The 23,652-nt window shown below is 43.3% G+C and carries 22 protein-coding genes; 8 read left to right on the forward strand and 14 right to left on the reverse strand.

Going from position 1 to position 23,652, the window contains the following annotated elements; genetic code table 11:
• Positions 1 to 124: 124 nt before the first annotated feature.
• From BGK61_RS13220 to BGK61_RS13235, 4 genes are all read right to left on the reverse strand, one after another.
• Positions 125 to 535, reverse strand: coding sequence for an ExbD/TolR family protein (locus BGK61_RS13220; RefSeq protein ID WP_014999591.1), 411 nt, complete (start codon positions 533 to 535; stop codon positions 125 to 127).
• Positions 536 to 677: 142 nt separating this feature from the next.
• Positions 678 to 1,466, reverse strand: a complete 789-nt coding sequence (locus tag BGK61_RS13225; protein ID WP_083653884.1) for a CLCA_X family protein — start codon at positions 1,464 to 1,466, stop codon at positions 678 to 680.
• Between the two features lie 26 nt (positions 1,467 to 1,492).
• Entirely contained in the window at positions 1,493 to 2,029 is a 537-nt protein-coding gene (fldB, locus tag BGK61_RS13230) for a flavodoxin FldB (RefSeq protein WP_014999589.1), read from the reverse strand.
• Positions 2,030 to 2,046: 17 nt separating this feature from the next.
• Positions 2,047 to 3,912: a metallophosphoesterase family protein gene (locus tag BGK61_RS13235; protein WP_076011036.1), complete on the reverse strand. Its 1,866-nt coding sequence runs from the start codon at positions 3,910 to 3,912 to the stop codon at positions 2,047 to 2,049.
• Between the two features lie 281 nt (positions 3,913 to 4,193).
• On the opposite strand from BGK61_RS13235, the gene BGK61_RS13240 reads away from it, so the two are divergent.
• Complete coding sequence (locus tag BGK61_RS13240; RefSeq protein ID WP_076011037.1) at positions 4,194 to 5,315, forward strand: hypothetical protein; 1,122 nt, start codon at positions 4,194 to 4,196, stop codon at positions 5,313 to 5,315.
• Between the two features lie 101 nt (positions 5,316 to 5,416).
• On the opposite strand, the gene msrA is transcribed toward BGK61_RS13240, so the two are convergent.
• Positions 5,417 to 5,962 (reverse strand): peptide-methionine (S)-S-oxide reductase MsrA, encoded by a 546-nt coding sequence (gene msrA / locus BGK61_RS13245; protein ID WP_014999586.1) that lies wholly within the window; start codon positions 5,960 to 5,962, stop codon positions 5,417 to 5,419.
• Between the two features lie 203 nt (positions 5,963 to 6,165).
• On the opposite strand from msrA, the gene BGK61_RS13250 reads away from it, so the two are divergent.
• From BGK61_RS13250 to BGK61_RS13260, 3 genes are all read left to right on the forward strand, one after another.
• A complete protein-coding gene (locus BGK61_RS13250; protein ID WP_014999585.1) occupies positions 6,166 to 6,561 on the forward strand; it encodes a thiol-disulfide oxidoreductase DCC family protein in 396 nt (131 codons plus the stop codon).
• The gene (locus BGK61_RS13255; protein ID WP_076011038.1) at positions 6,551 to 7,276 is read left to right on the forward strand and encodes an SDR family NAD(P)-dependent oxidoreductase; all 726 of its coding nucleotides are present in this window, start codon (positions 6,551 to 6,553) and stop codon (positions 7,274 to 7,276) included. The genes BGK61_RS13250 and BGK61_RS13255 overlap by 11 nt, the downstream gene beginning before the upstream one ends.
• A 329-nt stretch (positions 7,277 to 7,605) precedes the next feature.
• Positions 7,606 to 9,027, forward strand: a complete 1,422-nt coding sequence (locus BGK61_RS13260; RefSeq protein WP_014999583.1) for a sodium-dependent transporter — start codon at positions 7,606 to 7,608, stop codon at positions 9,025 to 9,027.
• A gap of 114 nt (positions 9,028 to 9,141) precedes the next feature.
• On the opposite strand, the gene BGK61_RS13265 is transcribed toward BGK61_RS13260, so the two are convergent.
• Entirely contained in the window at positions 9,142 to 9,954 is an 813-nt protein-coding gene (locus BGK61_RS13265; RefSeq protein ID WP_044557069.1) for an NAD-dependent epimerase/dehydratase family protein, read from the reverse strand.
• 372 nt (positions 9,955 to 10,326) lie between these two features.
• Entirely contained in the window at positions 10,327 to 11,139 is an 813-nt protein-coding gene (locus tag BGK61_RS13270) for a DUF2884 family protein (protein WP_076011039.1), read from the reverse strand.
• 346 nt (positions 11,140 to 11,485) lie between these two features.
• Between BGK61_RS13270 and BGK61_RS13275 the strand changes: the two genes are divergently transcribed.
• Positions 11,486 to 11,677: a hypothetical protein gene (locus BGK61_RS13275; RefSeq protein WP_014950735.1), complete on the forward strand. Its 192-nt coding sequence runs from the start codon at positions 11,486 to 11,488 to the stop codon at positions 11,675 to 11,677.
• A 69-nt stretch (positions 11,678 to 11,746) separates the two neighbouring features.
• Here the strand turns inward: BGK61_RS13275 and BGK61_RS13280 are convergent, their stop codons facing one another.
• The 3 genes from BGK61_RS13280 to BGK61_RS13290 are packed head-to-tail and all read right to left on the reverse strand — an operon-like array spanning position 11,747 to position 14,961.
• On the reverse strand, positions 11,747 to 13,153 hold the full coding sequence (locus tag BGK61_RS13280; protein WP_076011040.1) for a mechanosensitive ion channel family protein: 1,407 nt from the start codon (positions 13,151 to 13,153) through the stop codon (positions 11,747 to 11,749).
• A 3-nt stretch (positions 13,154 to 13,156) separates the two neighbouring features.
• Positions 13,157 to 14,050 (reverse strand): acyltransferase, encoded by an 894-nt coding sequence (locus BGK61_RS13285; RefSeq protein WP_014999579.1) that lies wholly within the window; start codon positions 14,048 to 14,050, stop codon positions 13,157 to 13,159.
• On the reverse strand, positions 14,047 to 14,961 hold the full coding sequence (locus BGK61_RS13290; RefSeq protein ID WP_076011041.1) for an acyltransferase: 915 nt from the start codon (positions 14,959 to 14,961) through the stop codon (positions 14,047 to 14,049). Before BGK61_RS13290 ends, BGK61_RS13285 begins: the two co-directional genes overlap by 4 nt.
• 113 nt (positions 14,962 to 15,074) lie before the next feature.
• Here BGK61_RS13290 and fghA point away from each other — a divergent pair, with 113 nt between their 5' ends.
• Entirely contained in the window at positions 15,075 to 15,917 is an 843-nt protein-coding gene (gene fghA, locus BGK61_RS13295) for an S-formylglutathione hydrolase (protein ID WP_076011042.1), read from the forward strand.
• A 72-nt stretch (positions 15,918 to 15,989) separates the two neighbouring features.
• On the opposite strand, the gene BGK61_RS13300 is transcribed toward fghA, so the two are convergent.
• The 4 genes from BGK61_RS13300 to BGK61_RS13315 are packed head-to-tail and all read right to left on the reverse strand — an operon-like array spanning position 15,990 to position 20,939.
• Positions 15,990 to 18,110 carry a putative bifunctional diguanylate cyclase/phosphodiesterase gene (locus BGK61_RS13300; RefSeq protein ID WP_076011043.1) on the reverse strand — a complete coding sequence of 707 codons (2,121 nt, stop codon included), beginning with the start codon at positions 18,108 to 18,110 and terminating at the stop codon, positions 15,990 to 15,992.
• A gap of 9 nt (positions 18,111 to 18,119) precedes the next feature.
• Positions 18,120 to 18,605, reverse strand: a complete 486-nt coding sequence (locus BGK61_RS13305) for a Rab family GTPase (RefSeq protein WP_076011044.1) — start codon at positions 18,603 to 18,605, stop codon at positions 18,120 to 18,122.
• Between the two features lie 12 nt (positions 18,606 to 18,617).
• Positions 18,618 to 20,384, reverse strand: coding sequence for an OmpA family protein (locus tag BGK61_RS13310; RefSeq protein WP_076011045.1), 1,767 nt, complete (start codon positions 20,382 to 20,384; stop codon positions 18,618 to 18,620).
• Between the two features lie 3 nt (positions 20,385 to 20,387).
• Positions 20,388 to 20,939: a hypothetical protein gene (locus BGK61_RS13315; RefSeq protein ID WP_014999573.1), complete on the reverse strand. Its 552-nt coding sequence runs from the start codon at positions 20,937 to 20,939 to the stop codon at positions 20,388 to 20,390.
• Positions 20,940 to 21,358: 419 nt separating this feature from the next.
• On the opposite strand from BGK61_RS13315, the gene BGK61_RS19415 reads away from it, so the two are divergent.
• Both BGK61_RS19415 and BGK61_RS19740 read left to right on the forward strand, forming a co-directional pair.
• Positions 21,359 to 22,918, forward strand: a complete 1,560-nt coding sequence (locus BGK61_RS19415; protein WP_083648656.1) for an FAD/NAD(P)-binding protein — start codon at positions 21,359 to 21,361, stop codon at positions 22,916 to 22,918.
• Positions 22,918 to 23,349, forward strand: coding sequence for a hypothetical protein (locus BGK61_RS19740; RefSeq protein ID WP_014999571.1), 432 nt, complete (start codon positions 22,918 to 22,920; stop codon positions 23,347 to 23,349). The genes BGK61_RS19415 and BGK61_RS19740 overlap by 1 nt, the downstream gene beginning before the upstream one ends.
• Positions 23,350 to 23,652: the final 303 nt, after the last annotated feature.

Raw genomic sequence — 23,652 nt, forward strand, 5'->3', positions numbered from 1 at the left:
CCGAATGGTACGATCTGAACAAAATTCATGCGATAGCACAAGAGATACTTTGGTATAAGGTCTTATACGAAAAAAGCCACCCGAAGGTGGCTTTTGTAAAGTTTTGTCTAGTCAATGAAGCGCTTTAGCTTTTCTTCTTAACCAGAACAGATACTTTATCGATACCTGCAATTTTAACTTGGTTCATAACTTCTACCACAGTACCGTGCTCGCTGTCTTCGTGAGCTTGGATAGCAGCTGAATCCGTGTTGTTTTCCGCTAAGTATGTTTGTGTGTTAGCTACCACACGACGAATATCAACCTCACGGCCGCCCATCATGATTGTGCCATCAGCATCAATACGAATAGAAAGCGCTTTTGAAGGCTTATCGTTTTTAGCTTGATTATCTTCTGGACGGTTTACGTCTAAACCTTTCTCTTTCACGAACGAGGTCGTTACGATGAAGAAAATCAACATGATGAACACGATGTCCAACATGGGGGTCATATCAATCTGAGCCTCGTCTTCAGCCGAGGTATGCTTCTTTCTTTTCATCTCGTCTTCTTTCTTCTGTTACGTTCGAGCGCTTTAGTATACTGCTTGTTACAAAAATATACAGGGTTTTGTATAAAAACAGTGTGCTCATTAACACTTGTTGTTGAAAAAATACTCAGTTTCACAGTAATAAAACAACAAACTAGGTTTGTTTGTGTGAAATAGCGACACCTAATTGGTAAAAATACAACATCAATGCCTGATTGAGTGATGTACGCAAGTTACCATGAGGATAAATGCCAAGTCTAGCTTCCGTTGACTTTTTTGTACCTTGCACCAAAAACGCATTTTTGATCTCGTGATCTTGAATGCAGGCCTCAAATGCACGGGCAGCCATCTCCTGAGGCATAGCATAATAATACATTTTTAGCGCGCGATCAGCTTCTACGGATCGCACAAAGTACTCATTTGGCCTTTTTTGATCATTTAAGAACAATAACGAGAAGCAATCGCTCAATTTTTGATTCAATGGATGATCGTTCATAGGCGCGTTATCTAGCCAGGCTTGCGTAGCAAAACTACCGGCAGCAATGCCGCTGAACATCCGTGGTGCAATATAATGATCGAAGGCGTGAAACCACTCGTGAGCCAACGCGCCAGCACCCGCGTTTTTTGCAAGCGCAAGCTGTCGTTTCGCGCTGTTGTAATGGGCACTACTATGCTTTTGACCACCGCTGCCAAAAGCCAGTGACAGGGATCCGTTCAGCGACAACACCTGTTCATTGATATTTAAGATCGCGACCAGATCGTAAAGTGCATCGAAAAACAGGTTGGCAGCGATCTGTTGTTCTTCAGCCGTCACCCATCTACCAACGGTGATCGTCGCGAAATTAAACAGCTTGCGAATATCTTGAAATGAAACATCAGCGCCGTCCCTGTGGCTTGGGCCGTTGCGATAAAACTGCTGATGAATACGGCCTTTACTTTCCAACACTGACATCCAAATGTAAAAGGGGATTAAGCCATTGAGACCAATAACTGTTCACACCATGCTTCGATGCGTGCGTCTGTTTTATCGTATTGGTTTTCATCATCAAGAGATAAACCTACAAACTGGGTCTTATCTTCGGTCAAAGCTTTTGATGCGGTAAACTCGTAGCCTTCGTTCGGCCAATAACCCACTATCTTACAGCCCGATGGCAATACTGCATCGTGCAGCATACCTAGTGCATCTTGAAACCATTCTCCGTAACCAAGTTGATCGCCGAGTCCGAATAGAGCGATAGTTTTCCCCGCCAAGTCCAAGCCGTGCACTTCTTCCCAATGAGACTCCCAGTCTTCCTGCAGCTCACCGAAGTCCCAAGTCGAAATACCAAAAATGATAATGTCGTATTCGGCTGTGCGCGTGAGGTTAACGTCTTTAATGTTGTGAAGATCAACGATGTCTTCATCAAAAAGGCTATTGAGCTGCGCTTGGATTTTTTCTGCCGCCATTTCGGTATAGCAGGTTGTTGAGCCGTAAAAAAGCCCTATGGACAGTGCGCTATCACTCATTAGATACCTCTTTTGAACTAATCGTCTTTAGAAGCTGGGAATTCTACCTCTTTACCGTTGCTCAACAAAGCCTTGCACTGAACATCGGTGTTTTTCTGTGAAATTTTTAATACACCAATGGCGCAACCGTTGAATAATTCGCCATACCCCATGCTTGGTTCCCTTGCTTTCACGGACATATTTCTGCGCCGAGTAAAAACGTTGAGCGGGGACTTCGAGCGATAAAGTATTCGGTTTAATCTATCCAGCCACTTAATCAATCCATCTGGAAATGCGTTTTTTAACCCGCTGCAGGTGAACTGGGTGATATGAGGGCTGTTGCGTCTAAAGCGTAGACGTACATCGTACACGAAAGAATAGTGCACATCGCCAGATAGAATGATGAAGTCTGGCGGCGTTTTGTAATGCCTGAAAATGTTTAGTATTACATTCGCGGTGCCTTTGTGGGCCATCCAGTTTTCAGCGTCGACAGTAAGCGCCTTGCCAAAAAACGTGAACACTTTTTGTATGGCTTCGATAACCTTTACACCATATATAGGGGCGGCAGAGACAACGATGACAGACTCTTTGCCGATTATTGAATGCTGAAAATCACACAGTGCTTCCCAGTCCATTAACCCCGAAGGCTTATTCATATTAGACTCCGAACGCCAACGCTGCGTGCGGGTGTCTAATACCTCAATAGGCGGCGTGGTATCTAAGCGGTAATGCCATTGATCAAAATCCAACAGATCATCAATAATTTCGTCGTGCGAATTTAAACCGCTTTCTCCCATCGATTCTTGTACTTTAGCAATCAATGGCGCTACTTTTTTAGGTGCATTTCCCCAGCCTTGGCAAAGCAGATAGCCAATGAGCGCATTGCCGATCATGCGTTTCGATAAAGGATTGCCGTAGACTTCTTGTTCCCATCCCCGGGTTAAGTTCCAGTCGTCGGTAACGTCGTGATCGTCGAAGATCATATAGGTAGGAATGTGCGCCAGCGCTTTACGTACTTGCGGAAGTTGTTTTACGAAGCCGTTAAGCGCCTCGTGTTCCTTGTCGAAAATAGCGAGGTATTTTTGGGGGATCCCGCCTTTATCTATATTGATATCAGCCCATAGCGTGTCAGACCACACCAGCAAATACATGGCGATGATTTCCGCACTGCCGATCAAGTGATTTTGCGCATTTACCGATGTGAATACCGGTTTTTTCTTAGCACCAAAGAAAATTGAAGACAGTACAGTATTGGTCGCAATTTGTGGAAGAAGCTGCTCTCGTTCGTAATACCCATGTTCATGTGTGGCAAGTTCATTAGTGTTGGTTACTACTGCCCCTTCCAGTGTTTCATGATAAAGACCTAAACGTTCAATCACGTTGTGTATAGCTTTAAGCATCGGGCCCGCTACATCATCAGCGTATATTTGATCGCCCGTCATCAAAAGTAGATCGGGAAACTCATGCTTGGATTCAAATGCCTTTTTGTGAAGCGCATCAACTTGCGCTAGGGCATCGTCGCTATGAAAATGGGGTTTGCGACACGAGCCGTGAAGTATTGTTTCAGGGGTCTCGGTGTAGTGGAAACTTAACGAAGTTTGCTCATCGTAAAGAAGAGCGCGTTGCTCTTCTACCCATGCTGCCTGTTGGATATCGTTATTGAACGATAGCTCATAGCCCACTCGTACTCTGTCTTCGAACGGGTCATTCGCAAAGAAAGAGAGCAAATGTATAAAAGCATGCGCGCCTACGCGAACGGTCTCACTTTGATATTTGCCAGAGACGGTTGCGCCATTTATAGATAAATTTAGCGCCGGTGTTTCGGCGTTACTGGTTACTACCCAAATATGACACTCTTTGGATGTCACTTTTCTCACTAATGGACCTGCAATAACCTGGGGCAAGTTCTGCGTAGAAATGACGCTCTCCTCTCATTCTTTTCGATACAAATACATATGATTGTAAAACCAAGTAGCGACTTAAACGTACGGCTTAATACAAGCGTAAATTGCAACCATAACAATATTTAAAGCTGCAAAATCATACATGTACTTGGTAAATCTGATTTCTATCGCATAACCTTACTCTTTTTTGTGAATAAACGGTATGCTCGATATACTCCCTTACAATTTTTTCAGTTTACCTTTTGCTCTTGATGACATGATTCGAGAGAGGACTTCATACTATGTTTAAATATTTAACCAGTGCTGTGTTAACCGCTTTACTGTTAAGCGCCTGCAGTGAGCCGAAAGACGTTATTATTACTCCAGAGCCTCAAGACTTAACAGAAGTGACCGTGGGCAAATGGATCCTTGATGAAAAGGGCAAGGTGATGTTTGACCCTCAAACCTCGGGATTAGTGGTATTAGATGGTCAACTTGTTACTATTGCAGACGCCAGCGCCGATGCTACACAGCAGCTAAAACTTCATAGTATTTCACCTGAAACCGCTACACTTACCGCTTCAAGCGAACGCTTTTCATATTCAAGTGCAGTGCGTCGGAGTTGTTTTTATAGCTACTTAAGTGAGCAACCAGACCTAGAAGCGTTAGCCGTAGACCCCAGAGACACCAACGTGATCTATACGGTAACTGAAGATGCAACTCGTACTGGCGCATTAAGCCCACGTTGTGAAAGTAAGTACGAGGAAACGGGATCTACAGATTACCCCACCTTGTTGGTCAAACTGACACGAAAAGACAATGGGTCGGTCGAAATGTCGGAAGTACGTCCGCTGCAATTTCCCACCGAATTTCAAGTGGGCAACTTCCCGAACGATGGCATAGAGGGCCTGACTATGGCGGATGATGGCACGCTATATCTAGCGCTAGAGAAAGACAAAGCAGGGCAACCACGAATTTTTACCTTATCCATCGATAAAGACTTTTTTGCATCAAGTGACTTTGCCACCATGAGTGAACCTAGTCTGCAGCTTCCAGTATTTACTTCAGGCAATCATCCTATTAATGGGCTGGCACTTTATACGCATTCAACAGGCACATCCTATTTGTTAGGCGCGGCAAGAAACGATAATGAACTGTGGGTAATTGATACCAGTGGTAGTAAGCCAACAAAGCGAGTTCCTATTACCTTTGATGTAGCCAGTGATGAAAACTGCGAGCAGTACACTATGGATAATTCCTCGATGGAAGGGTTAGTGACCATTGACGATACATTGTGGATTATTAACGACCCGTGGGAAAAAAATTACCTTAAAAATGCTAAGTGCGAAGCCCATAAGCGTCGCTACGAAGATTTAGCCCCATTGCTCTTTCCTCTAAAAATCAATGAAGTTTGGTTTGAGTAGAGCATTAAAGCTTGCAATGGTTGGAATGAAAAAAGGGTTGCTGTTCGAGCAACCCTTTTTGTTATTAGTTGTGCGGATGAGAGTGAGGTCAGCCGTTTACTTTATGCGTCACTACGAAGGCGAGAAGCAAACGTCTTTTTGAATTTTGCAAGTTTGGGCGCCACAACCATTGAGCAGTACTGGTTTTGAGGATTATTTTTAAAATAGTCCTGATGATAATCTTCTGCATCATAGTAGTTGTTCACGGCAACCACTTCGGTCACAACTGGATCGGGCCAGATCTCTTCTTCTGTAATTTCAGCAATAATCTTTTGTGCTTCAGCTTTTTGAGTATCGTCGTGGTAGAAAACTGCACTGCGATATTGCGTGCCGATATCGTTACCCTGTCTGTTAAGCTGAGTAGGGTTATGTAGCGCGAAGAATATTTCTAATATTTCGCGGTAACTGATGATGTCGGCATCGAACGTTACCTGCACTACTTCCGCGTGGCCGGTGGTACCCGTACATACTTCCTCGTAGGTTGGGTCAGCTTTTTCGCCTCCAGCATAGCCCGAAATTGCTTTCTCTACGCCCTCTACACTGTTGAACGCAGATTCGATACACCAAAAGCATCCGCCGGCTAGGGTGGCGACTTGTAAATTTGCCATAGTAAAACCTCTCTTAATCTTTGACTGTAGTGTGGGTGCGCGCCGTTCACAACACAAGTCATCCAAGCGTGTTTTTTTATCGTATAAACGAATATTAAATAAAAATAACGTGCGGCTGTGGGCAAAGGTTTTTAATCTAAACCTCCCGTGTTTGCGTTGGTGTGTGTAGTAACACATGCTTGATTTAGCAGAGGTGACCAAAGGTGATTATTTTCTACGACGGCTATTGTCCTTTGTGTATTGCAGAAATGAAGCATTTACGTAAACGAGACAAACATAAGAAGTTGACCCTTGTAGATATTCAAGCCCCCGATTTTGCAACGCGATTCCCTGCAATGGATTGGCACGCGCTAAACGCAAGGATTCACGGACTTCGCGAGGATGGAACATTAATTACCGGGCTTGATGTTACGCATGAAGCATGGAAAGCAGTTGGAATGGGATGGCTCTACGCGCCGCTAAGATGGCCCATTATTAGACACGTAGCAGATGGGGCTTACAACCTGTTCGCAAAGCATAGATACACCATTTCCTATCTGTTGACTGGTAAAAAGCGTGAGTGTGAGCGATGTATTCCTGGAGAGCTGAATGAAAAATAATGTACTCATCGTTGGTGCCTCAGGCGGCATAGCCTCTGCACTAATCGAGCAGTACTGCAACGAAGGTGCTCAGGTGTATGCAGTTAGCCGAGCACCCGCTGCTTACGTTCGCAAATCTGAGAACGTTTTGTATCATCAGCTTGCTGAGCAAAATGACAAGGCCATAAGCGACTTTGTTAAGCAACTTGCAAAGCAAGATGTCACGTTAACCACGGTTGTAATAACTACCGGATTTTTGCATCGCGATAGCGATGGAATTCACCCTGAAAAACGCTTAGAGGATGTAAGTGAGCATGCATTAGCTGCTTATTTCGAGACAAACAGCATTATTCCTGCATTATGGCTTAAGCACTTGGTAAATATTATGAGTAAAGAAGGCTCAACCCTTGTTTGCTTAAGCGCAAGAGTAGGGAGTATTTCAGATAACGGACTTGGCGGGTGGTACGGCTACCGCGCATCGAAAGCGGCGCTCAATATGTTGGTCAAAACGGCGTCTGTAGAATACAAGCGCAGATTGAAAGATGCCATGCTTGTTTGTTATCACCCTGGCACGGTCGATACAGATCTATCTAAGCCTTTTCAAAAGAACGTTGCCGCCAAGAAACTGTTCACTGCGGCTTTCACTGCAAAACAACTTATTCACCACCTTTCGGTGCTCAATCGAGACCAAGCTTGCCATTTTATCGACTGGAATGGCGAAGTGGTAACTTGGTGATACGGTCTAACATCACTTCAGCAAGTTCAACATCAAGACTTTTTATTTCACTGCTGTTACCATGCTATTTTTGGGAATGGTGCAGCGTATTGATAAGCCCATAGAGGTAGCAATACAACGCGTTGACGCCACACGTGAGTCATAACAACAAACGCCATCCTGATAATAAATAATACCAGTTCGCTCGGCTCGATACTTACGAGAAGTAAGTACGAACAACAAGTACAAATTGTGAGTACAAAATGTTTGTATATCACAAGGCATATTTGTAAGTCACAAGGTGTGACGTGGCGAACTGCTATAACAATAACTCAACAAGAGGAAGGGATATGAGCGGGGCCAGAGAACAGTTCGGATCGCGCATAGGTTTTATTTTGGCTGCTGCAGGTTCTGCGGTAGGCATAGGTAATTTGGTTGGTTTCCCTGTAGGTGCTGCAAAAAACGGCGGGGGTGCGTTTCTCTTAATGTACGCTATTTTCGTTTTTGCCATTTGTTTACCGGTAATGCTGGCAGAGATGTCGGTGGGACGCCACGCGAAAAAAGACCCACTAGGCGCATATAGCGATATCAGTGGAAATGAAAAGAAATGGAAAATCGCGGGTTGGCTAGCCATTGCTACGCCGTTCATGATTGCCGTTTTCTACATGGTTATTACTGTTTGGCTATTCGGTTATCTTTTTGAGGCAGTAAGCGGGAATTTAGACAAGTTAGCTAACCCAGAAACCTTTGGGCTGTTTATTAATTCAGAAGCCATCTTTGCTTATATGGCGGCCGTTGTTGGTGTGGTTTACCTAATCCTTCAAGGCGGTGTTAAGGAAGGGATAGAAAAAGCGGCGAAGCTACTTATGCCCGCTCTTTTCGTAATGCTAATTGGCCTCGTTATCTTCGTTTTAACTCGCGAAAATGCGATGGCAGGCGTTGAGTTCTATATTGTTCCTGAGTTTTCAAAGATTACTGCCGAAGTGGTAAATGGCGCATTATCGCAAGCCTTTTTCTCGTTATCACTGGGTATGGGGATTCTTATAACTTACGGAAGCTATATCGATAAGCGCGCAGACGTGCCAAGCGCTGCTAAGCTAGTGGCGTTAACAGACACGGCAGTGGCGTTCACCGCAGGTTTGATGATTCTTCCTGCCATATTCTCTTTCAACCCAGAAATTAATCCTGACGATTTAAGCGAGTCTTCAGTAGGTATGATTTTTACCTATCTACCTAGTATCTTCTTAGCATTACAAGATTCTATTGGGTATATGGGCGCATCGGTTGTTGCAAGCTTGTTCTTCCTGCTTGTTTTCTTTGCGGCAATTACCTCGCTTGTGTCTATTTTCGAAGTACCCGTTGCGGCACTTATGGATGAAAAAGGCGTAAGCCGTAAATGGGCTCTAGGTTCTTTGGGCAGCATTATGATTGTGCTGGCCATTCTTAGTGCGTTGTCGTTTGGTAAGGTCGAGATGCTTACATCGTTTATGCACTATGCTGGCGCAGATAAGTCACTGTTCGATGTGATTTACGATGTGTTCTACGACACTATTTTGCCGTTGAACGGCCTGCTAATTTGCTTGTTTGTTATTCACCGTTGGAAGAGCGCTAATTTCAATGCTTCTCTTGAAGAAGGTAGCAGCGGTTACAAAGGAAGCTGGTTCGAAAAGTATGTGGATATATCGCTGAAGACCTTTATTCCGCTTATTTTACTCGTGATCTTTGTAAACACGGTTGCGGTGAAATACTTCGGATTGAGCCTTTTCGGTTAGTAAGGTTTTACAAGAATTGACGTGAGCAAGTAACGAGCTCAACTTAAAAACGGCAAACCCAAAGCTTGCCGTTTTTGTTTGTGCAAGAGTATGTATTTTCACTAGGTGTAAAGCCTAAAACATGCGATAGGGGTCGCTATACTCTGGTGTAATATTTAGCCTTGCCCAGCTTTGTGTTGCGTCGATCACTTTGCCAGCAGGTTCTGCTTCAGTATCAGAAAAGTGTGGGGCATCAATTTTCATAGCGTGGGCAGCATCTACATAATATTCGCCGCGTTTAGGGTGAGATAGGCTACATAAGTGTATAACGTCATTAAGCGGCAAGTCGCAAATGATGGTAGTCAAAGCAGATACCACGTCACTCACATGTACAAGATTTATTCTTTTGTTTCCTGCATCCAACTGTCTTCCACTTAGGGAACGTGCGGGATGACGGTCGGGGCCAACTAAACCAGCTAAACGAACTATGCTGACATCAATTTGGCCTCGTTTAGATAACAGATAGTTTTCAATAGTTACGTGGGCTTTCGCCGATGCGGTTTGTGGTTGCGTAGCGCTGTCTTCAGCGAGCACGTCGTTCGTTGTATCGCCATAAACTGAGGTGGTACTGATAAACACAATATGCGCGACACTTGCAGTGATTGCAGCATCAATTAACCCAAGCATATTTTGAGTGAACACCGCCAAATCTGTGTTTCTTCGACCGGGGGGAATATTTAGCAGTAAGGTTGCGTTAGGCAGGTGACTGCACAGAATTGATGTATCGTCGCCTAGTGCATATTGAACCCCTTCAATTCCTTGTGCTTTCAACGTGAAGCATTTCTCTGGACTTCGACTGGTGCCAATAATATTGAGCTTTCCTGAAAGCGCGTTACCCACATAGCCAGCTAACCATCCGTAGCCACTCATTACTAAATTCTGATTCATACTTTGAATACCCTTTTGTTCAGGGCTTAAGAGTACATTAACTCGGGTAGTCTTGTCGTTAACAGTAACCTTCAAAGAAGGCATAGTTTGAACAGGATCAGGAAATTCTGGTGGCTGAAAACGCGACGCTAAAGGCATGTTAATTCAAGCGGGGTTAAAGGCCAGCCTATTGCGGACAAAAACATTCTTGCGCAACAAAGCGTTCTTGTTCCAAAAAACATTGGCCGCGAATTTAGAAGAAGTTGGAGTATCACGAGCTTTAGATGAGAAAGCGTAGAGAAGACTCGCAACAGCTAAAGCATAAATAAAAAGGCCGACTGCGGTACAGTCGGCTCTTCAAAGGAATGGTGTAGAACTTTTTCGTTTCTAAAATTACATCTTCATTTCTTTGTGATGGTCAATATCTAGAAGGTTTAAATCATCAAGCCCAGATATAGAAGCCTGCATTTTACCTTCGGCGTAATCAGCCTTTTTAAGCACTTCACACAAAGCATCGCCTTTCTCTTCTAGCGCAGCCGCTTGGCTTTCTAAACGATTCTCTAAATCTTCACCCCAGCGCTCCATCTTTTGTTCAAACTCAGACATATCGCCACCTTCCCACAGCATTTGTGTGCCTACGGCAATAAGAATTCGTCCCATAGACTCGCTGATCAAAGACTCTAATTGCATTTCAAACTCTTGCTCCCAACTTTCGTCAAACCAACCTGGCTCGTCGAACTTGGTAGAATCAACGCGAATATTGCCCGCATCATCATAGAAAGAGGTGTTCAGCTTGGTTTCAAGTGAAGTAAACAACTCACGAAAGTCATCGCCCATTTGATCGCCGCCCAACAGTTCAGTAAACACTTCAGTAACCGCCACATTGGCTATTTGTAGGCCTTCACTGGCGATGTTAAGTGTCATAGGAATGGCAATATCAATGTTGTTATAGTATTCACTTACCCAACGCTGCTGGTCGCTGTCTAGCGAAACCGACTCACCGTTAATAGTCATATTGTGGTGTGAATCAATCGTCATTACCGTACCGTTATTCATTTTTACGGTTAGGTCACCTTGGTAATACTGGATATGACCATCTAGCTCCATATCACAGCTGTTATTTTGAAAGCTTGTGTCATGCGCAAAGGCTTGGCCACTCATCAAAGCACTGGCAACGGCAACTGAAAGTAATAATTTGTTAGACATTGTTCATTCCTTAATTTACGTGTGACGCGTCAGCGTTAGTGCACTGGGCATACTGCAATGCGCTGTACTGTCACTGTCAGATATAAGCTAGCAATACAAGCTGGTATAACGGAGATAGAGCAATGGTCTTGCCAATATTTAAATGCATTATTTTTCAATGATTTAAGCGGGCTTGTCGGTTTTCTTTAATTCGGTTAATTTCACTATTTAGTGAATTTGATAATTAATTAGCAGATTTGACTAAGATCAATTAATACCAATAGCGGTACATTTAAGCCAATCCAAGCATGTTCAAATCTTATTTATTGGTGCATAATACCGCCAATATTTTTAAGGGGTTATCACAATGGCTGATTGGATTAATGCAATTATGTTTGGTGTTGCGCTAATTGCCTTTACGCTAGGGCTAAGCAGCATCGTTATGGGCTTTATGACTGCTAAAGCAGGTGCTGAAGGTATGCAGGAAAAAATCGAGTACGGTTTTTTTGGCGTTACTGGTTTAGTGCTTTGCTTACTGATGGCCTACGCATTGGCTTAAGCGATAAGCATTAAAAAAACCGGCTATCACAGCCGGTTTTTTTTTCGTCTCGAAAACGTTTAGTTCGCTCTAGGCACCGTCTTTTTTGCGTTCAGACTCGCTCTTCTCTTTAAAATCGTCATGTTTATCATCGCTTGTATTTTCACTTCGGTGGTGTTCAGACATATCAGACGCCGCATCACTGTTGTGTGTACTATTCGCGTTGTAGACGCTGTGTTCACGATAGGCGAGTAATGATAGATGCCCATCACGTTGGTAGGCACGTAAATCGAACAGATCTAACATGGCCATAACGTGGTCGAAAATATCCGCCTGCACCTTTTCGTATCTCACCCATTCCTTTTGTGCACTGAAACAGTAAATTTCTAAAGGTAAACCAAGTTCATTTGGCGGTAGCTGCCTAACCATAAGCGTTAGTTCTTGGTTTATATCTGGGTGCTTACGCAAGTATGCCTCTAAATAGGCTCTAAACGTACCAATGTTGGTAAGGCGGCGACTGTTTAACAAGTCCGACTCATCGATGGAATAATCTCGGTGGTAGGCGCGAAGCTCATTTTTCTTCTTTTCAATATATTCGTTGATATAACGAATCTTCGAGAAGCGCTCTAGCATGTCGTTGTCGCAAAGTTTGATGGAGTGTACGTCAATATAAACTGCGCGTTTAATTCTGCGTCCACCTGACTCCTGCATGCCGCGCCAGTTCTTAACCGCTTCGGTTGTAAGGCTGTAAGTCGGCAACGTAGAAATTGTTTTATCCCAATTCTGGACTTTAACGTTAGTTAAGCCAATCTCAAGTATTTCACCGTCTACTTCATACTTAGGCATGGCAATCCAATCGCCTGTATTGAACATACGGTTGGCGGCAATTTGAATACCAGCAACAAAGCCTAAAATAGTGTCTCTGAATATGAGTAAGAGTACGGCTGCAAGTGCAGTTAGGCCAGACACAATAAGCAGCGGGCTTCTGTCTACAATTAAAGAAATACTTAATAGAATGGTGACAATAGCAAATGCTAGCTTGGTAACCTGGATAAAGCCGGTGATAGGGGCGCGTTTAGCAAGCGCAGAGGCGTTGTACACATCTTCCACTGTGCTTAGCATGGCGTATAAGGCAAGAAGGCCACTGTAAAGCATGTATAGCTGGGCGCTTTTTATCACCATGCCGTGCATCACAGCTTCGTCGCTAATAAGAATTGGCGTAGTAAGGTAAATAAATAGCGCTGGGAACAGGTGCATCAAACGGCGGAAAAAGCCATGCTGCTGTAGCGCGTTATCCCATAGATTGTTTGATTTATAAACCCAGCGTGCAATTTGCGGGCGAACCAGCAGCCTTGCGATTATATAGATGACCGCAGATACAACCAGAATGCTGCTAAGTGCGATAACATTATATAGCGGATCTTCAGTCGTAAGATTCGGGAAAATATCATTTACTAAGTGGATAAAGTTATCGCGTACTGAAGCACTGACTTCCATCAATTACAACTCCAACATTTTCTTTATTCGGTTATCTTTATTTTCCCATAAGCCGTTCAACCAATTCTGGAAATAAAGACGAAACTCAGACTCAGTGCGTTCTGAATGCTGTTGTAGTTCAGGTACTGGCGTAACGTTCACATCGATCACGATTTTTTTCATCTGACCGCTTAACATGGCCATCATTGGATGGCGCTTGTTTTCTGGGTAAAGCAGTGAGATATCCAATACGTTAGTAAACAACTCGCCCATCGCTGATAAAGTAAAAGAAACGCCGCCCGCTTTCGGTGGAAGTAGGTTCTCGTAAGGACTTTGTCTTGATAGATGCTTCACTGTGGTAAATCGCGTTCCCTCAACAAAGTTGATCACTGTGGTTGGCACGGTTCTAAATTTTTCACAATACGCTTTTGTGGTTTCGAGATCCTTTCCTTTTTTCTCTGGGTGCTTTTCTAAATATGCGCGGGTATATCTATGCATGAACGGCATATCAAGTGCCCAAGCGCCTAGCCCTACAAATGGTAACCATATGAGTTCTTTCTTAAGGAAGAACTTGGGCGCTGGAATACGGTTAGTAGCGAATTCGATAAGCAGAATAATGTCGAGATAACTTAAGTGATTGGCAATGATCAAATACCAACGATCTTTTGATAGTTCGCCGTGCACCGAACATTCAATATCTACGCGATTGAATAAGCGTATCAATAGAACGCTGATTCTTCCGAAACTGAACATAAGTGCGTGCATCACTTTATTCCAGGCCGTTCTAACTTTGCCATTTGGCAAAACGAGTTTTACTAGTCCTAGTAAGATAATTAAGCCACCCCACAACGCAAGGTTGAGAATTTGCAGCGAAGTATGTAAAACAAAAATAAAAGGAGCGAGTACTGCGCGAATCATAATGGTTTCTGTGTTGCGTTTAGTGAATCTAAAAGTTGATCTTTGGCATGCCAGCGTTCGTTTAACCACGTTTGAAAACGTGCTCGAACTTGAGGATCATCGAAGTAATTGTCGTTAAAAATACCGTTTTCCATTATATCTTTAATTGGCATAACGTTAATATTCACACGAATGTCACGAACCTTGCCACTGACAAAGTCCCAGAACGAAGGGACACCGTTCGGGTAATCAATAGTGACATCAATAAGCTTATGTAAATGGTCACCCATTGCTGATAGCACGAATGCAATGCCGCCCGCTTTGGGCTTAAGTAAGTGAGTAAAAGGCGAAGCTTGTTTGTCGTGCTTGGCTTGCGTAAAGCGCGTGCCTTCAACAAAGTTCATAATGCTTACAGGCTTATTGCGAAATTTCTCACACGCTTTGCGCGTGGTTTCCATATCCTTTCCTTTTAAATGCGGGTTTTTCGCAAGAAATGATTTGGAATATCGGCGCATAAACGGAAAGTCGAGTGCCCACCAAGCAAGCCCTAAAATAGGAACGTAAATAAGCTCTTTTTTAAGGAAAAACTTTAAAAACGGAATTCTTCGATTAAAAACACGTTGAAGAACTAAGATGTCGACCCAAGATTGATGGTTAGCAACAACGAGATACCAATCATCTCGAGTGAGTTTTTCAAGCCCGTTCACTTGCCATTTTGTGCGCCCACTGATGCGCTGGTTCAGGTTGTTTACACCGATCCATGCTGTAGCGCAGGCATCGAGTAAGTAAGAAATGAACCTTCGCCACGGCGTAATGGGTATAAGTTTAAAAATAGCCAAAATGAAAATAGGCGTTGACCACACTACCGTATTGACGAAATAGCAGATGACCGAAATAGTGCCAACAATATGATGCAACAGTGCTTTTACCATTGTACTTACCTCAAAAATTAGGCGCTTAGTGTAAACGAACTTGATCTAAAATCCGATAGAGCCTTTACTGATTCCACAATAAAGGTGCAAATTTACGAATTTAAGGAGCTGAAATGGAGCTTATTGGCGAAAATAGAGCATTTGGGGGGAGGCATTTACGCTACACCCATAAAGCAGAAACGACACAATGCGATATGACTTTCGCAATTTTTCTTCCCCCTTTCGCCTCGAAAGAGAAGCCTGTACCTGTGCTTTACTGGTTGTCAGGGCTGACTTGTACCGATCAGAACTTCATGCAAAAAGCCGGTGCAATGAAGCTGGCCGCAGAACTTGGTATGGCGATTGTTGCGCCAGATACCTCACCTCGCGGTGAAAGTGTTCCAGACGACGAAGAAGGTTCTTATGATTTCGGACTTGGGGCTGGTTTCTATGTTGATGCTACACAGGCGCCGTGGGATAAGCACTACAAGATGTATAGCTACATTGTAAACGAATTGCCTGCACTTATTGAAAGCGAATTCCCCGTAACCAAAGAGCGTGCTATCAGTGGTCATTCCATGGGGGGACACGGTGCGTTAGTCATTGGTATGCGTAATCCGAACAAATTCGTATCGGTGTCGGCCTTTAGCCCTATTTCGAATCCTTCGGATTGTCCATGGGGCAAAAAGGCACTTGGCAGATATTTAGGAGATGATGAGGCATCGTGGAAGGATTACGATGCATCAGTGCTGCTGGCAAGCAAAAAGCACAGCGTGCCTCTGTTGGTAGAGCAGGGTACCAAAGACGAATTTTTGCACGAGCAATTGAAGCCCCAATCTCTGGTTCATGCTGCACAACAGTCAGATACGCAACTTACGCTGAATATGCATGAAGGTTATGATCACAGTTACTTCTTCATCGCGTCATTTATTGAAGAGCATTTAGAGTTCCATGCTGGGCACATGGGTTTGATTTAACTGTAAAAAGTAAACAAAAAAAGCCGGAATCTTCCGGCTTTTTTTGTAGACTGGGTGAGCAACTATACTCAGTTACTTCAGTTTTTGCGCTAACGATATGAATTCAGGTATAGCGACAGGACGCTGATACAAGTAGCCCTGACCATAAGCACAGCGATGACTTTGCAAAAATTGCTGCTGCTGTTGTGTCTCAATACCTTCGGCAATAATCTTAATATTCAAATTACTCGCTAGCCCAAGAATCGCCTGCACAATTGCTTGATCGTCGGTGTTTTTCTCGAGTTCACTAACAAAAGAGCGGTCAATTTTAAGTTCATCAATGGGCAGTTTCTTCAGATACACCAGTGAACTGAATCCTGTACCGAAATCATCAATCGACACAGTAATTCCCATAGCACGAAGCTCGTTAAGCAATACGGAAACGGTATCTAAGCTTTCAACAAACACACTTTCGGTAAGTTCAATAGACAGGTTCGAACCCGGTAGTTGATGATCTTCCAGTGCGTTTTTGATTTGATTCAGAAGCGCTAAATCTGATACCTGGCGTCCTGAAATATTAATGGCTAGCCTGATGTCTAAATTCGATGCTTTTAATGCTTCAATGGCGTCGCAGGCTTCATTGATAAGCCATTCTCCAAACGGGAATATAAGCTCACTTTTCTCAGCAAGTGGAATAAAAATCTCTGGTGAAATGAACTTGCCTTCCGGCGTTATCCACCTTGCTAAAGCTTCGCATTTAACAATTTTGCCTGTCTCTAAATCGACAATAGGCTGCAAGAAGAGCTTAAGCTCGTTATTTTCGATGGCACTACGAAGCTGATTTTCAAGCTCATTTATTGCGTGGTGCTGTCTGTGCAATTCTTCACTATAAGTAAGCGCAACATTACGCCCTTGATATTTAGCAGCTTGCAGTGCGATATCGGCACACTGAAGTAACGATTCTGTTGACTGACAGTGCAAAGGGAAGTTCGCTTCGCCAATATTAATACCCAAATTTGGCTCGCTGCCGTTCAGTACGGTGTAAGTTTGAGTAAGCTTTTTGATTAGCTGCTCGATGTACTGAGCACTAGTTGTTTCTTTGAAGGTATCTTCACGTTTTACTAATGCAAATTCGTTACTGCCTATCCTTGCGATAAAACCGCTGTTGCCCACAAAGGTTTGCAGTCGCAGTGCGAATGACTTCAATATCTCGTCACCCGATTGATAGCTGAGTGACTCATTGATTTTCTTAAAGTCGCATATGTCTATGATAAACAATTTGAATGCGGTTTCTTCCTGAACCAGTCGTCTTACGGTATCGGTAAAGAGGTTGCGATTGGCTACCTTTGTCAACGAGTCCATTCCGCTGGCGGTTAACACGCTCTCTTCTTTATTGTGGATATGAGTGATATCGGTAAGTAGATAAACCCAATGGGTTAACTCGTCACCTTGCAATACAGGATGAATAGTCACCTGTAACCATACGTTGTAATCATCAACAGGTTGCCAATAGAGCTCGCCTTGCCACGGTGCTTTTCTTTGCACTAATGCCGGAAGAAATGCCGCCGGAGCGTCGATATCTCTGAGCAATTCGTTCACGCGAATAGAGCTTGGGGTGGTGCTGTTACAAAGCAGCAGCCTGTGAGACGCTTTGTTATCTAATATCAACCCACCTTTGTCGTCTAAAATGACCACGCCAGTTTCTAGATTGTGAATTGCTTGCTGAATGGGAGGAACTAGCTTTTGAAGCCGCGTATTCTTGCGTAGAACACTGTTAAGTTTGTGCCTAATGTACTCATGCTGACCGACAATTTCGTGATGGCTTAGCAAAAGTTCTCGAGCGGCCTGAAGGGTTTTGCGCTTTTCGTCAAATTGCTCTTCAACATTTTTAACGACCAGATAGCGAGAACCCGATTCACTGTTAATAGCTAATGCTTCTAGGCGAAGTACCTGGCTCTCACTCTGCTCAGTCCAAAAACCCGAAGAAAGCGTAAATGAAGTATCACCTTTCCATACTTCGTCGGCATCAAGAAAAAAGTCGTCTAAAAAAATAGAGGGGATATGCTTTTTTTGGAGTTTGTTGTTTTCGTCAAGCGTCACAACATTGGCTAACCATGGAAGTTCAGGCGTTAAGCATTCAATATCAGATTCAGTATTACATTTAAAAAGCGCGCAGTTAGTAATGCCCAATGCATTTAATAAATGGATATCCATGGCAATCTCCTACCAAAACGCAATTGTACTGAATAAGTTCTCTACATTTTCACCGGTCTTTGCGCTGGTCTTCGTAAGCGAAGCGAATTTTTGAGCATAAGTATTCAGCTCCTCTTCACTCCAGTGCCAACTTGTGGGGAGGTCCGTTTTGTTTACAACGAAAAATGCCGGGATATCTGGATAGTGCTCTCGCGCGAGCTCTAGAATTTCCATGCCTTCAAGCAAGGATTGAGATCGGGTTTGGTCCACAACAATAATGTATGCACTAGCGCCGCGAAGATAGCGGGGATTAAAGCCACAGTACCTGTCGATACCCTCCAAATCCCAAAGTAGAAGCTGGATGCCGCGACCATCCTTATTGACTTGTTTTTTATCTATTTTAACGCCAATAGTGGTCTTGTATTTTTCAGAGAAAATACCTTCCACGAACTGTTTTATCAGGCTTGTTTTTCCAACACCAGTAGGGCCTAAAATACAAACTTTCTTCTGTATCACTGCAAAGCTTCCTTACTGCTGCTCACTGGATATTAATACGTTTAACATAACCGAACGCCCCATTGACGCCTTCTGCAATGGCAGCTCTCCTAAGCTTACAGGTATAAGAATATCACTTTCTACGCCAAGTGAAATTAATGAATTCACAACATTCTCTGCACGTTTTTGACTCAATGCGCGATTACGTGCGCTTGAGCCTGAATTATCGCTGGAACCCATAACAACAATGCTGACAACGGTTTCCGTTTTGTCTGCAAGCGCTAACAATTGCTTTATGTCGTTCGCCAGTAGTTCTAGTTTTGCTAACTGTACTTCAGAAAGCGCTTCTTGGTTAGTAGCAAAAAGTACATTTTGTGAAGAAACTTTGTTAACTAGCCGGTTCAATGCGGCCTTTTGGAGCACGGCATTGTCTACCTGATGCGCGGCTTTCACGTTGAGTGAGGTGGTATCAACGCTTAGCATCGAGATCCCTGGAATCGCACTAATCTGCTGAGTAAGGTTAATTGCGGTTGGAGTAAATACGGTGCCAGTAATTACAAAGCTACCGTTTTCACCTTTTTCCATTGATATGTTTTCTGACTCGCTAAGCGGATAGTCGCTCACCAACATACTAAGTTTGCGCTCGACTACGCTTGGCTTTAAAGATACAAAGGGTTCTTCAATAACGGTGACCCTTTCTGTATCGATGCCATTTTCACTAAACCAGCTCTCGATGCTGGTGGCGATGGGGTCACGAAGCACTTTAGCATGCACGTTTCCGTTAGAAATATAAGTGTCGGTTACGATGATTCCCGGTGGGGGAGTAAGCTCGTGCAAATCACTTTTCAAAATGCTTAGTGACAATCGCATAAATGACAACACAGCTAGACCCAAGAAAATCGCTAGAAGTACCACAGCGCCTATTAAGCGCTTAGATTTCTTACCTTCGCCTTCTTTTCTTTCGCTTATTAAGCAATCGGAAAGAATAGTCTCGCATCCATCGAAGGGCGCATTGTCGCCTTCATAATTAAGTAGTGGCTGCTGATAGAATTGATGAAAGTCTTCAAGCGCTTGCTGAAGTTTTCCGCGTACCTCAGGAGGAATACTTCCAGTGACCGCTGCGACCAACAGTGCTTGCGGTCCAATTTTTATTAGCAGCGTGAAGTCTTCCGTTTTTATTTCACCAAGCTCGTTTTCTGACTCGGTACTGGTTACGCCAAAAGCATCTGCCACAAAGTCATTAATGGCCACTAGCATTGAGGAAATTAGATCGGCGTCTTTTTCTTTATCAGGATCTGAAGAAATACTATGAAGAAGCGTGCCGGTCTCCCGATGAATAACCAGCAATTGTTGAACTTGATATTGGTAAATCTGTGAAGCGACGTATTCAGAATATCTGATCCCAGATTGCCAAGCTTTGAATCGCCAGGACACACTTTTGGGGCTTAGGCTGTTTTCTATAAGCGCGTTGGTTCGCTCAACAAACTCAACAAGAAATGAAGACACTGCCTTTCTTACCAGCGTGCCAACTAATGGGTAAAGCGTGCCGACAATCTTATCGCTATTAGCTTCTATAGAGCGGTGCAGCGATTTTTCAACAAGAGGAACTAAGACTTTGTTGACCGAACCGTCCTTTGTTTCGCGATCAAATAGCGCTTCGGAAACCACGTTGGTCACAATGCCTTTCGCATCGCGATTCAGTTTCTCTTGAACGAACTTGTCGTCCCGTCCGATAAGTAGCTCTCTGACTTTGTCTAGAGAGTTGTCCGACAGCTCAGACGGCGGCACTTTTTCAGTCATTAATTAATGATCTGTGGCGAGGTTGGTGGCCATAGTCGAAAGTAAGTTTGCCAGCGTTTTTCTGTCAGTTTTACTTTCTGATAGCTCACTAGTAACCTGCTGGAGCTTTTCTAATAGCTCTTGGTGTCGCTTACTAAATAAATTATCTAGCGACTCAAGTTCTTTTACTACGTGGGCTTCTAACGCATCGTTATCGTTCTTAGCTGCGGTCTCGGCTATTTCTAGCTCACTTTGCAACTTGTCAGTAGTATTTTGAAGCTGCTCTTGGACGTTACTATGATTGTCATTTGCACTGGCTAACTGATTAGATAATTCAGTGATCTGTTGATCGATAAGCTTACGTATATCATTAAACTGATTATCAAGATGCGTATTCAGTTTAGTAAAGCTGTCGTTGACCCGTGATTCCAAAGCAGAGAGATCTGCACGGAAAGCACGGTTTGTTTGACCAAACAAAATTTCTCTAAGTTGAGCAAGTTCGTCTGCTGGTTGAGGCGCGCCTTCAGTTTGAGTTACGTCTTGCGCTTGCTGATCCTTCGGCTTCTTGTCCGCCATAAAATGTCTCCGGAAGGCGCAGGTCTTTGCATTGAACACGCAAACGAGCTGCAATCACATTTTTGTCTGTGCTAATAATTATGCTTGTTACTTTATACAATAGCCGCTAATCGTGAACTTTAAAATACGCTAAAAGCATAATTGTGGTAAATACCTACACAAAAACCATATTTTATTCAGTAAGTTGATCTCGCGTTTGATTCCAAATGACGTTGCGGGATGGCTCCTCAAAACACCGTTTTTCCCCTGCGTGTCTTAAATAACCCCGAACCACCATTTTTCGCTTACATGTTAGTGCTAATCAGAGCACTTTTATTTATGCGCAGAGTTAAACGATAAAAGACCAGAAAACATGTGCGTATGAGTGATCTATTCCCTTTTTCTAGATTAAAAATTACAAAGGGAAAAGAGTCGACATCATGAAGAAGTGTAACCAAAGCAATATAGCTGTAATAGGAGCGGGACCAACGACGCTGTACTTTCTTTGCGCATTGCTAGAAGCAGATGATGTTCCGCAGTCGATAGTGATATTTGAAAAACATGCTGAACCAGGTAAAGGGACGCCATTTAGAAAAGAAAACGCCAGCCCCAATTTACTTTCCAACTTAAATGAAAATGAAATTCCAGCGCTTAACGTTTCTTTTTCCTCGTGGGCTCGTGACGTGTATGGCGAAGACAGCGTTTCAACAGCACCAAATGCTTTTATTACGTGCACCGACGATTCTGACAGTTCAGAAAGTCAGGTCATTCCAAGAGGTGTGTTGGGAGAGTATTTAAGTTTTTGCTTTAATCGAGTGGTGCAGAGTCTTAAAGAGTCTGGTTTAGACGTCACTTTAAAAACTCGCGCTGCGGTTAGAACCATTGTTTTGGAGAACCATCAATTTAGCGTTGAAACGGACAACGAAAGGCTCTCAGGTTTCACTCATGTGGTGGTCAACATGGGCAGTGACTTATGTGCGACAGAGAAACTTGATGATGCGCTATGGGCTTATCCTCCTAGGTATTACATGCACGAAGATAAAGCGGAATTTATAATAGATGGTATGTCGTTGACGGCTATTGACGCCGCTCTATCAATAGCTAGAACTAAAGGGCAGTTCTATCGTGATGCTGGTGGTATGAAATACCGAAGCAACCAAGAATTTAAAATTGTTATGCGCTCACGTACGGGTGTGTTTCCAAAAGTTTGGTATAACAGTGATGTTGTTGCTGATTATAAGAAAAAATTGGATGCAGACAGTGCAATTAACGTTAGTGGCGTGGAAAGCTTCTTTCGCCACAAGTTGTTGCCTATTTTTAAACAAAGCATGCCCAAAATTTATCAACAGATAAAAAACATGTCTTTTGCTGAAAGCCTCACCTTTCTAAATCAGCGTAAAGGACAAACCCATCCTATTTTAAAGCTTAAAGCCGAATTACTTTCTCTGGCCGATACAAGCCGTCAATCAGACTGGCCCGCCGTTATAGCGGCAGGTATAGATTACATTCAGCAAACTCCGTTGTTACTTAATGACTTTCTAAGCAATCATCACGATATTAAATCACAGCTATCAGCGAGCTTTGCTTCGATTCCACTAGAAAGTGCAAATTGGATCATCGCACTCTATGACAGTGGCGTACTCAGTTTCGAAAAGACTGAAGGCAAAACGTTAAGAGAAGATGAGGATGCAGAGGCAGTTAAAATTGACGCTAAAGGGGTAATTGAGTGTGAAGATAAACTTGCGAAACTTAGGAACTTGTTAGCTTTTGGCGAAGCAAGTAATGAAAGGGGAAAATGCAATAACAGCGATGAATGGTCGGTCGCTGAAAATCACGAGCTACTGCTTAACGGTAAGTCTACCCACATTTATATAGGCTCAGCTTTCGTGACACCTTGGTACATTAATATTCCTGGTCTAGATACATGCGCTGATTTTGGTAAGCAAATCGCGCAGCAGTGTGCCCAAGCGTATGTCTATGAAGAAGCGGTAGGTGAATAATGTTACTCTTTGCGAGTGTTCTCTTTGCGCTTTTTAGCGCAGTAGAGATAATAATATTTCACTACTGGGGCTTAAGAACAATCACCCAGTTTTCGAAGCGCTTTTCTTCTCATTTCATGATGAGCATATCGGTAGTAGTGTGCCTTTTTCTCATTCACCTTATAGAAATTGCCTGGTATAGCTTGATGATGTATTTCGCTTATGAAATATGGGGCGTAAGTGGATTTCAAGGCGACGTAAGTTTATCCATCGATGATTATGTTCATATTGCCGCCAGTAGTTTTACGACTTTAGGTAGTTTGACCCACACACCTCACAGCGAGCTAGCAGTAATTATTGATTCAATCTCCCTAGTTGGTTTTATGATGCTTACGTGGTCGGCAACCTATTACTACAATATTTTTTCCAACTCTGAACTTCGCGATAATTAAATTAGATGAATGCGATCTTAATAATGCTGGTTGCTTTTGTTTTCGCACATAGGTAGGTAGAATGCGCATCGCCTAATTTCAAGGCGCTTTTTTGACCACGTTTTTGCAGATAAGAAAAGGTAACGCAGTGCTAATCACCCCCTTCAACCGCAAATTTTCTGTCGCTCCAATGCTGGATTGGACAAGCAGTTCTCCTCTAGCCCTTTAAATACAAAGCTTTAAGCAATATTCCCTCAATATAATTCCACCTATTAGTCCCCGCGTTAATGCGAAAGTGTCGCAAAACTATGTTAATAAAACCTT

The sequence above is a fragment of the Alteromonas abrolhosensis genome, from assembly GCF_001953635.1.
GTDB lineage: Bacteria > Pseudomonadota > Gammaproteobacteria > Enterobacterales > Alteromonadaceae > Alteromonas > Alteromonas abrolhosensis.